General features: G+C 51.5%; 8 protein-coding genes. 1 reads left to right on the top strand and 7 read right to left on the bottom strand.

What is annotated here, in order from left to right:
- Positions 1-351: T9SS type A sorting domain-containing protein (locus tag CRP01_RS25235; protein ID WP_143473526.1), on the top strand; the 351-nt coding region annotated here is incomplete at its 5' end.
- 722 nt (positions 352-1,073) lie between these two features.
- Here CRP01_RS25235 and CRP01_RS25230 read toward each other — a convergent pair.
- The 7 genes from CRP01_RS25230 to ccoN form a co-directional block, all read right to left on the bottom strand.
- Positions 1,074-2,579 (bottom strand): GH3 auxin-responsive promoter family protein, encoded by a 1,506-nt coding sequence (locus tag CRP01_RS25230; RefSeq protein ID WP_099152886.1) that lies wholly within the window; start codon positions 2,577-2,579, stop codon positions 1,074-1,076.
- A gap of 143 nt (positions 2,580-2,722) precedes the next feature.
- On the bottom strand, positions 2,723-3,421 hold the full coding sequence (locus CRP01_RS25225) for a sulfite exporter TauE/SafE family protein (RefSeq protein ID WP_099152885.1): 699 nt from the start codon (positions 3,419-3,421) through the stop codon (positions 2,723-2,725).
- Positions 3,422-3,477: 56 nt separating this feature from the next.
- Complete coding sequence (locus tag CRP01_RS25220) at positions 3,478-3,918, bottom strand: FixH family protein (protein WP_143473525.1); 441 nt, start codon at positions 3,916-3,918, stop codon at positions 3,478-3,480.
- Between the two features lie 67 nt (positions 3,919-3,985).
- A complete protein-coding gene (ccoG, locus tag CRP01_RS25215) occupies positions 3,986-5,431 on the bottom strand; it encodes a cytochrome c oxidase accessory protein CcoG (protein ID WP_099152883.1) in 1,446 nt (481 codons plus the stop codon).
- 162 nt (positions 5,432-5,593) lie between these two features.
- A complete protein-coding gene (locus tag CRP01_RS25210) occupies positions 5,594-6,508 on the bottom strand; it encodes a cbb3-type cytochrome c oxidase N-terminal domain-containing protein (RefSeq protein WP_099152882.1) in 915 nt (304 codons plus the stop codon).
- A gap of 109 nt (positions 6,509-6,617) precedes the next feature.
- Positions 6,618-6,776: a hypothetical protein gene (locus CRP01_RS42450; RefSeq protein WP_170110535.1), complete on the bottom strand. Its 159-nt coding sequence runs from the start codon at positions 6,774-6,776 to the stop codon at positions 6,618-6,620.
- Positions 6,777-6,871: 95 nt separating this feature from the next.
- Positions 6,872-9,004 (bottom strand): cytochrome-c oxidase, cbb3-type subunit I, encoded by a 2,133-nt coding sequence (gene ccoN / locus CRP01_RS25205; protein ID WP_099152881.1) that lies wholly within the window; start codon positions 9,002-9,004, stop codon positions 6,872-6,874.
- Positions 9,005-9,059: the final 55 nt, after the last annotated feature.

Here is a 9,059-nt window from a genome sequence, read left to right as displayed (position 1 = left end):
ATCAACAGCCGCGTAACGGTTGCTGAGGCATACGGAAGCAACGACGAGCTGATGGATCTGGCGATCAACTTCGGTAACGGTGAGGTAGTATCTGCCGGCTTCGAGCTGGGTCAGAACGCTCCTAACCCATTCCGTTCTCAGACGACGATCAACTACAACCTGCCAGAATCTGCTGACGTGACCTTCACGATCACTGACGCTGCTGGTAAACTGCTGCAAGTACTGCGTACTTCTGGCGTACAAGGCAAAAACGTTCTGACGCTTGAGCGTAAGGACCTGCCTGCAGGTGTGTTGTTCTACACGCTGACTACTGATGACTTCACTGCAACCAAATCAATGATTGTAGAGTAAGCCATCTGCACGGATCAACAGGCAATTCAACATTGCCTGTTGATCGTGTGCAGAAAGGGCCGCCGGCATTGCGCCGAGCGGCCCTTTCTGCTTTTATACGGGTTTGGCTGGAATCCATTGAAAGTGAATGGCGATAAAGAAACGGGTTATAATCTCGACTTAAGCATTTTCAAGGATAGGATTTAGTGCCCTTGCAAAGCAGTAACCTGATTTTAAAGTGGATTTCGCGTCATGTATATCTCCAGAGCTATGCCCTTCCCCGATCTGATCTCCATCATGCGGCTACAAATATTTCGGGGATATGCCCTTATCCACCTCAGTGGCGTAGCTGCGAATTATATGTAGATCAGCAACGGGTTTTGTATTGAAGGGCGTAATCCTGGCCATGTATTGATCTGAAATGTCCGTTTTCCTATTCTATTTACCGGACGCAACATGAAATGCTAAAGTGGAGATAATGGTGTGACGTCTTGTCTATTGATCCTGGATCAACAGATCTCCTGAACGATTTTTTCCTGAATATTACCCGTAAAGATCACTCAAGTCCTCAAATCGGCGAGCCGGCCTGCTCAATGCCCGTCATTATTGGTCAGGCCACTGATGACCGGGCATAGAAATATACCAACCAATCTTGGGCCAATACCGGTCATTATGGTCATTTTCCAAAGAAATGCACCTGAACTCAACTTATTAAAAAGGAAAGAAAATCGCCATCCTATCCCCTAAGGTTTCATCACAAATTTCGCTAACGCATCCGCAATCTTCCGGTCATTACTCAGGCGGGGCACCTTATTCTGGCCACCCAGCTTTCCCTGAGTTTTCATGTATTCTCGGAAAGCGTCCCTTTGGAGTGGACGGATCACCAGCGGACGCAGGATATTACCTGCGATCAGATCCTCGTAGTAGATGTTTTGCTTTACCATTTCCTGATCCAGCTCCCGGGAGAAATCATCCAGCTTATTGGGCGTCTGATCAAATTCGATAAACCATTCGTGGTAGGGTAGGGAACCGTCCGCGGGATTGACCTGCGGCGCTACGGTGAATTCGACTACTTTGATATTATGGCGGCGGGTTACGGCGAGGAGCGCTTCTTCCACTTCCTTACCGATCACGTGCTCCCCGAAAGCGGAAATGTAGTGTTTGATCCGTCCGGTTACCCGGAGCCGGTAGGGTTGGGTACTGGTGAAAGCCACCGTGTCGCCGATGTTGTAACCCCAGAGACCGGCATTGTTATTGATAATGATGGCGTAGTTTACATCGGTCTTTACTTCGTCGAGCTTCAGGCGGGTGGGGTTCTCGTTGAAGATCTCTTCGGCGGGGATAAATTCAAAAAATATTCCGGAATCGGCGTTCAGCAGCAGGTCCGGTATTTCCGGATCATCCTGAAAGGCGATGAATCCTTCGGAAGCCGGATAAGTCTCCAGACTCGGGATGCGTTCGCCTACCAGTTCTTCCAACTTATCCCGGTAAGGTTCGAAGTTGACGCCCCCGTAAACGAACATGGAGTAATTCGGAAAGATCTCTTTAATGGTCGATTTTCCGGTATGTTCCAGCAATCGCTCGTAGTACATCTGAACCCAGGGCGGGATCCCGCTGATCAGGCGCATATCCTGATTGACCGTTTCGGTAACGATCTTTTCCAGCTTTTCTTCCCAGGCTTCAATGCAGTTGGTCGCGTAGCTGGGCAACTGATTGGTGCGCAACCAGGACGGTACCTGGTGATTGACGATCCCGGATAAACGACCGGTGGGGATACCGGCAACCTTTTCCATTTCGGGGCTACCCGAGAGAAATATCATCTTTCCGTCGAGCCAGTCTCCGTGGCCGGTTCGCGCAAAATAATTGAACAGCGCATTGCGGGCGCTCCCGAAGTGATTGGGTAAGCTATCGTTAGTCAGCGGAATGTATTTAACTCCCGAGGTGGTGCCGGAAGTTTTGGCGAAATAGGCCGGAAATCCCTTCCAGAGGACGTCGGCTTCTCCGTTCTTGATCCGTTCGATATACGGTTTCAGGCCTTCGTAATCCCGGATGGGCACGTGCTGCTTGAAATCATCGTAACTATCGATGTATTCAAATTCGTGTTCTTTACCAAAAGCCGTCTTTTTTCCAGTTTGGATTAATTCCTTAAAAATGGCCTGTTGCGCTTCTACTGCTTTTTTGGAAGAGCGCTTGATGTCCCTGGCCACTTTTTTGGCAATTGGCTTAATTAGCAAAGATTTGAATCCCATATAGCTGCAACGATAAAATAAAATTGGTCGCCAAAGTTAGGGAAAAAACTATTAATGGAATAATGCGATTTGGTACTAAGTAAACTCCCCGTTAAGATGCAGCAATACATTGCGGGGATGTGGGGCGGAGAACCCTTTCGGAATTAATGACAAAATACCGGCTGCCCCAGTGCTTCCCACAATTCCAGGCTGCGCGGGATTTGCAGTAATAGTCCGCGCCAGATGAGCAGAATGGCCAGTGCAAACAGCACGATAGGATAAAAACGGGTGAAAACGGAGCGAATGCCGGGTTTCAGCCAGAGACCCGACCACACCACCGCGATCATTAACGGGAAGGTGCCCAGCCCGAATGAGGCCATATAGAACATGCCCTGCCAGACGTGCTCGGCGGTGAGGGCTCCGATGATGGCGAGATAGACGAGGCCGCAGGGCAGGATACCGTTGAGCAGACCGACCCAGAAGATGGACCGGTTGCCGTGTTGCTGCAGCCGTTTACCCAGTTGCTGCCGTAGTCGCAAATAGGCACCGGACAGAAAACTGTTGGATAAAAGGGTACGCTCCGGATTGATAAGGGAGAAGCTGACCAGCAATAAGAAAATGCCCATTCCGATCGATACGACCCGCTGCCAGCCGGCCAGGAAGAGGCCTTTGCCCAGCAGACCGAAAATGAGGCCGATCAGGCTATAGGTGATCAGCCGGCCGAGGTTGTAAAGCAGGATACTCTTAAGCCGCCCCCAACGCGTATCTTCCGGGTAGGGCAGGGACAGGGCAATAGGGGCACACATGCCCGCGCAGTGCAGACTTCCCAATAAACCCATGCTGAAAGCGGCCCAGTAAAACATATCGCAGCGGATTAAAGGGATCGGATACCGAAATTCCGGTACCCGATACCCATTACCTAAATACTAATATTCACTTCCTGATAGTAAGGGGTGCTCCCGGATTGCCAATCGATCTTGATGGTCCAAAGTCCCGGATGGAGGTCTTTGGTATCGTATTCCAGCAGATTTTTTCCGGAGAGCTGAAAGGGTACGGTAAAGTCCTCGTCCTGATTTACCGGACGGTAGAAGGTAACTTCCCCTTCGATCTGCTCAAATCCTTCGGGAAACAGGATCGAGAGGGCTTTAGCCTCCCGGTCTTTCCATACCTTTAGCGGCTGAGCCAGTTGCTGACTATTGGCCAGTTTCTCGTAATGCTCCTGGTACTGGAGATCTTTTTCGTAATATTTTTCCGTAACCAGGCTGTGATCGTATTTGGTACTCTGCACTACTACGGCCACCAATGAACAGGCAAAGAGACCGTAGAAAAGTGCAAGGCCATGTCCCCAGTTGAATTTCATAATTGTGGTTTTTGCGGTATCAGCCTTTTCCTGCGGTAGCCGGAAGAAGGCATCTGATACCCAGTCATTATTTAACCGGTCCAAAAAAGTTCGTTTTCACCTCATCGACCACGGTCTCCCCCGAGATCACCTGTACCCGAATGGTCGTTTTGTTGCCGTCCAGTTCACTTTTTGGCATGTCGATGAATAGTGCTCCTTCCACTTCGCCGTTGGGCGGCACCTCGGGAGATTCATTACCGACCAGCCGGATCCCTCCGTACTCTCCGACCAGCGAAAAGTTTACCGGGAGCGCTTCGCCGGTTTTATTGGTCAAATGGTAATTATACAGGTTGCTGATGGTCTTTTCGTCCACTTCCTGGAACAGCATTCCCGGTGTGCGCAGCAGCAGCGTATCTACATCTGAACGATTGGTAAACAGGAATACTTCCAGACCGACGAGCAAGAATAAAACCACCGAGTAGGCAATAGCCCGGGGCGTAAATATCTTGCGTTCGCCGCTAACGATACCGTTGTAGGAATCGTATCGGATCAGCTCCTTCGGGCGATCGATCTTCTCCATCACTTCATCGCAGGCATCCATGCAGGCGGTACAGTTGACACATTCCAGCTGAGTGCCGTTCCGGATATCGATACCGGTGGGGCAGACCTGAACGCAAAGTTTGCAATCAATGCAATCACCCAGGGCCAGTTGGGTGGGATCCGGTTCCTGTCCGGCTTTCGGACGGCGGTATTTCCCCCGGGGTTCGCCACGCTGAAAATCGTAGGCAACCACGAGGGAATCCTGATCGAGCAGTACCCCCTGCAGCCGGCCGTAGGGGCAGATCGTTACACATACCTGTTCCCGCAGGACCGAGAATACCCCATAAAAGGCACCCGAAAAGAGCAACATGGCAATGAAGCCTCCCAGGTGCTCTTCCACCGGCTCAGTGGCGATCTTGATCACTTCATCGATCCCGATAATGTAAGCCAGGAAAGTATTGGCTACCAGTACGGCGATGGCAAAGAAGATGATCTGCTTTCCGACTTTTTTGATGATCTTCTCCCGCGTCCAGGGGGCTTTGTCCAATCGGCGTTGTGCATTGGCGTCGCCCTCGATCCAGTATTCGATCTTGCGGAAAACCATTTCCATGAAGACAGTTTGCGGACAGATCCAGCCGCAAAACAAGCGGCCGAAAACGACCGTGAACAAGGCGATAAAGATGATCATGATCAACATCGCCAGTACAAAAAGGTAAAAATCCTGTGGTGCAAAGTGCAGGCCAAACAGGATGAAACGTCTTTCCAGAACATTGAAGAGCAGCAACGGTTCTCCGCCGACCTTTATCCACGGCATGCCGAACAGAAAGGCCAGGAAAAACCAGCTCAGATAGGTCCGGGCGTTGGTATATGGGCCCTTGGGCTTTTTGGGGTACATCCAGATCCGTTTACCGGATTGGTCTACAGTCGCAATGTGATCCCGGAAGCTGTCTGCCTCTATGTCCGCCAAATACTTATCTACCTCTGATTGATTCATTTTTCTACTGAAATTTGGTGTGGATGTTCAGGTTCCGGGTTTTCTTGGGTGGAAATGTGCTAACGTGCTAACGTGTGAATGTGTGAAAGTTTGAATGTGTTGGGGTGTTGTGGTGTTGGGGTGCAGAGATCAGTTTTGGCACCCCAACACCTTGTTCGATCTTTATTTCATGCCTATGATGGTATCACGGGCGGCGCCGGATTCTACCGGACCGTCGTACAGTTCACCCTGTGGTTCTTTGCCATTTGGTGGATTGGTGCCCTGCAGGGTCAGGATATAGCTGGCTACTTCCTGGATCTCGCGGGCCCGCAATTGATCTTTCCAGGGGATCATCCCCTTTTCGATCACACCGTACTTGATCGTTTTGAATACGTCGTTAATGCTACCTCCGTGCAGCCAGTACTGGTCCGTCAGGTTGGGACCGACCCCACCTTCCCCGGCCTGTCCGTGACAGGCAGCACATTTACCGATAAAGACGTCTTTACCGGCCGCCAGCGGAGCTTCTTCCGCCAGCAGGGTGACGTTATTTTCGTTAACCTGATCGGCCTGCCGGGATACGAAGGCCGCAACGGCTTCTTCGGCTTCTTCCATTTCGGCTTCGTACTGTGCGATCTGTAATTTACCCTGGTCCATGACGTGGTAGTAGGTCATGTAGATCACCCCGAAAGCGATGGTGATGTAGAACATGGCTACCCACCAGGGCGGCAGCTGATTGTCGAGCTCTTTAATGCCGTCGTAATCGTGATCCAGTTGAATGTCTTTTTCTTTTTCAACCGGTACGTACGCAGTCCACTTCTTGTACATTCTGGTCCAGAAGCTCTGCGTCGGCCGTTTGGCGGCAGCTTTGAATTCTTCCAGGCCTTTCTCCTGGTAGATGCGGCTCAATTGTGCACTGGCCAGCGTGCGGAACATGGAGAACATACCCACAACGGCCAGCACGATAATGGAAAAGATAAAAAAGAGTCCAAAGTTCTGATAGATCAGATCCAGCACGGTGCCCCCGGCGGCGCTGCTTTGGGCCGTCGCCAGAGCGGGCAGGCTAAATAGGATTAGGATATAGGAAATACGGGATATCATGAGTCGTGATTTTATGGTTGACGGTTGAGGATTTTTTTTGACGGTTGATGGTTGACGGTCGACGGTTGATGGTTGACGGTCTAGGGTCGACGGTCGACGCGGGTCACGATTAATCCTCTAATGGCAAATTGGACATCTTATCGATGTAAGTTGGACGTTTCTTGATCGCGTAGATCGTTACCAGGATAAAGAAAACGAAGAACAAGAGGAACGGGCCGAGGGCCAACCAGTCCAGGTCACCAGCTTTTTCTATGATATATTTGAACATGATTTTTTTAGTTTGGGGTTTTCGGTGCCCGGCTGCTTTGCCGTACCGGGAACCGAAAACCAGTGAAACGCTTTAAGTTCGAATACCCATCCGGCTTATTGGCCGGCCTGCGGCTGCGGTTGAATATCCGTACCGAGTCTTTGCAGGTATGCGATCAGGGCAATGATCTCTTTTTGTTCGAGATTTTCCTGTTCAATGCCGTCGGCTCTCAGGCTTTCGGCTACTTGGGCGGCCTGACGTTGCAGGTCGGCCACCGCTTCGGCTTCAAAGCCTTCCGGATAAGGAGTGCCGAGTTTGCGCAGGGCCTTGATCTTATCCGCCGTCATATCGGTATCCAGGTCGTCGGTGATCAGCCAGGGATAAGTCGGCATGATGGAACCCGGTGACATACTTTCCGGCAGCAACATGTGGTTGTAGTGCCAGCTGTCAGGATATTTTCCACCGACGCGGTGCAGGTCCGGACCCGTACGTTTCGAACCCCAGAGGAAAGGCCGGTCGTAGATGAACTCTCCGGATTTGGAGTATTCACCGTAGCGAACGGTTTCCGAACGGAACGGCCGTACCATCTGGGAGTGACAGCTCAGACAGCCTTCCCGGATGTAGAGGTCACGTCCTTCCAGTTCGAGGGGAGTATATGGTTTTACCGCTTCGATCTTCGGTACATTTTCGTCTACCAGGGCCATCGGGAAGAATTCCACCAGACCACCGATCAGGATCGCGATGGTAGACAGTACCAGCAGCGTGATCGGCTTCCGCTCGATGCGGCGGTGCAGGCTTTCTTTACCGTGGGCTGCTGCTACCGGACGGGCCGGAGCTTCCGCCTTTTCGTTGGCGACCAGCGTACCCTGCTTAACGGTTTTGATCAGGTTGTAGATCATCAGGACTACACCACCTACGTAGATCGTACCACCAACGGCGCGCAGCGCGTACATCGGCAGGATCTGGGTAACGGTTTCCAGGAAGTTCGTATAACGCAGGAAACCGTCGGGGGTGAATTCCTTCCACATCAGACTCTGGGTCCAGCCGGCCCAATACAGCGGAACAGCGTAGAACAACATACCCAGCGTTGCTACCCAGAAGTGGGTGTTGGCCAGTTTGGTGGAATACAGCTTGGTATTGAAGATCCGCGGGAAGAGCCAGTACAGGATACCGAATGTAAGCATACCGTTCCAGCCCAGGGTACCGATGTGTACGTGGCCTACGGTCCAGTCGGTATAGTGACTGATGGCGTTTACACTTTTGATGGACAGCATGGGGCCTTCGAAAGTAGCCATACCGTAAGCCGTCACCGCAACCACCATCATTTTCAGTACCGGGTCCTGTCTTACCTTATCCCAGGCACCGCGCAGGGTCAGCAGACCGTTCAGCATACCACCCCAGGAAGGAGCGATCAGCATCAGTGAGAAGACCATACCCAATGACTGCGCCCAGTCGGGCAGCGAGGTATAAAGCAGGTGGTGCGGACCGGCCCAGATGTAGATAAAGATCAGGGCCCAGAAGTGAATGATGGACAGTTTGTAGGAGAATACCGGACGGTTGGCCGCCTTGGGCAGGAAGTAATACATCAGCCCCAGATAAGGCGTAGTGAGGAAGAAGGCCACCGCGTTGTGACCGTACCACCACTGTACCAGCGCGTCCTGAACGCCGGCGTAGATCGGATAACTTTTCCAGAGACTCACCGGTAGTTCCAGGTTTTTTACGATATGGAGCACTGCCACAGTGATCCAGGTACCGATATAGAACCAGATGGCTACGTACAGGTGACTCTCTCTCCGTTTGAGGATCGTACCGATCATATTGATGCCGAATACTACCCAGATCGCCGCGATCGCCAGGTCAATGGGCCATTCCAGCTCCGCGTATTCACTGGCACTGGTGATTCCCAGCGGAAGGGTCAACGCTGCGGATAAAATGATCGCCTGCCAACCCCAGAAGTGGATGTTACTCAGTACATCACTGAACATCCGCGCTTTCAGCAGGCGTTGGAGCGAGTAATAAACCCCCATGTAGATCCCGTTGCCGACAAACGCAAAAATAGCCGCATTCGTATGCAGGGGACGAATGCGACCGAAGGTGGTCTCAGCAGTGGCGAAGTTCAGGGAGGGGAAGATTAGCTGTAGGGCTGCAAGCAGGCCCACCGTCATGCCTATCAGGCCCCAAAAGGCAGTAGCATAAGCAAACTTTTTTACGATCTCATTATCGTAATAAAAGGTCTCTACTTTCGACATCTTTTCAAGTATTTTTTTACGGAAAAAGGTTCGCGTGTTTTAGGAATTCGCAAGG

Source organism: Flavilitoribacter nigricans DSM 23189 = NBRC 102662, assembly GCF_002646595.1.
Taxonomy (GTDB): Bacteria; Bacteroidota; Bacteroidia; order Chitinophagales; family Saprospiraceae; genus Flavilitoribacter; species Flavilitoribacter nigricans.
The sequence above is the reverse complement of the archived record's forward strand: the minus strand, read 5'-3'. Positions and strand labels throughout refer to the sequence as shown.

Coding starts and splice junctions, on each gene's coding strand:
- CRP01_RS25230 (WP_099152886.1), bottom strand. CDS start 2,579: ATGGGATTCAAATCTTTGCTAATTAAGCCAATTGCCAAAAAAGTGGCC.
- CRP01_RS25220 (WP_143473525.1), bottom strand. CDS start 3,918: ATGAAATTCAACTGGGGACATGGCCTTGCACTTTTCTACGGTCTCTTT.
- ccoN (WP_099152881.1), bottom strand. CDS start 9,004: ATGTCGAAAGTAGAGACCTTTTATTACGATAATGAGATCGTAAAAAAG.
- CRP01_RS25210 (WP_099152882.1), bottom strand. CDS start 6,508: ATGATATCCCGTATTTCCTATATCCTAATCCTATTTAGCCTGCCCGCT.
- CRP01_RS25225 (WP_099152885.1), bottom strand. CDS start 3,421: ATGTTTTACTGGGCCGCTTTCAGCATGGGTTTATTGGGAAGTCTGCAC.
- ccoG (WP_099152883.1), bottom strand. CDS start 5,431: ATGAATCAATCAGAGGTAGATAAGTATTTGGCGGACATAGAGGCAGAC.
- CRP01_RS42450 (WP_170110535.1), bottom strand. CDS start 6,776: ATGTTCAAATATATCATAGAAAAAGCTGGTGACCTGGACTGGTTGGCC.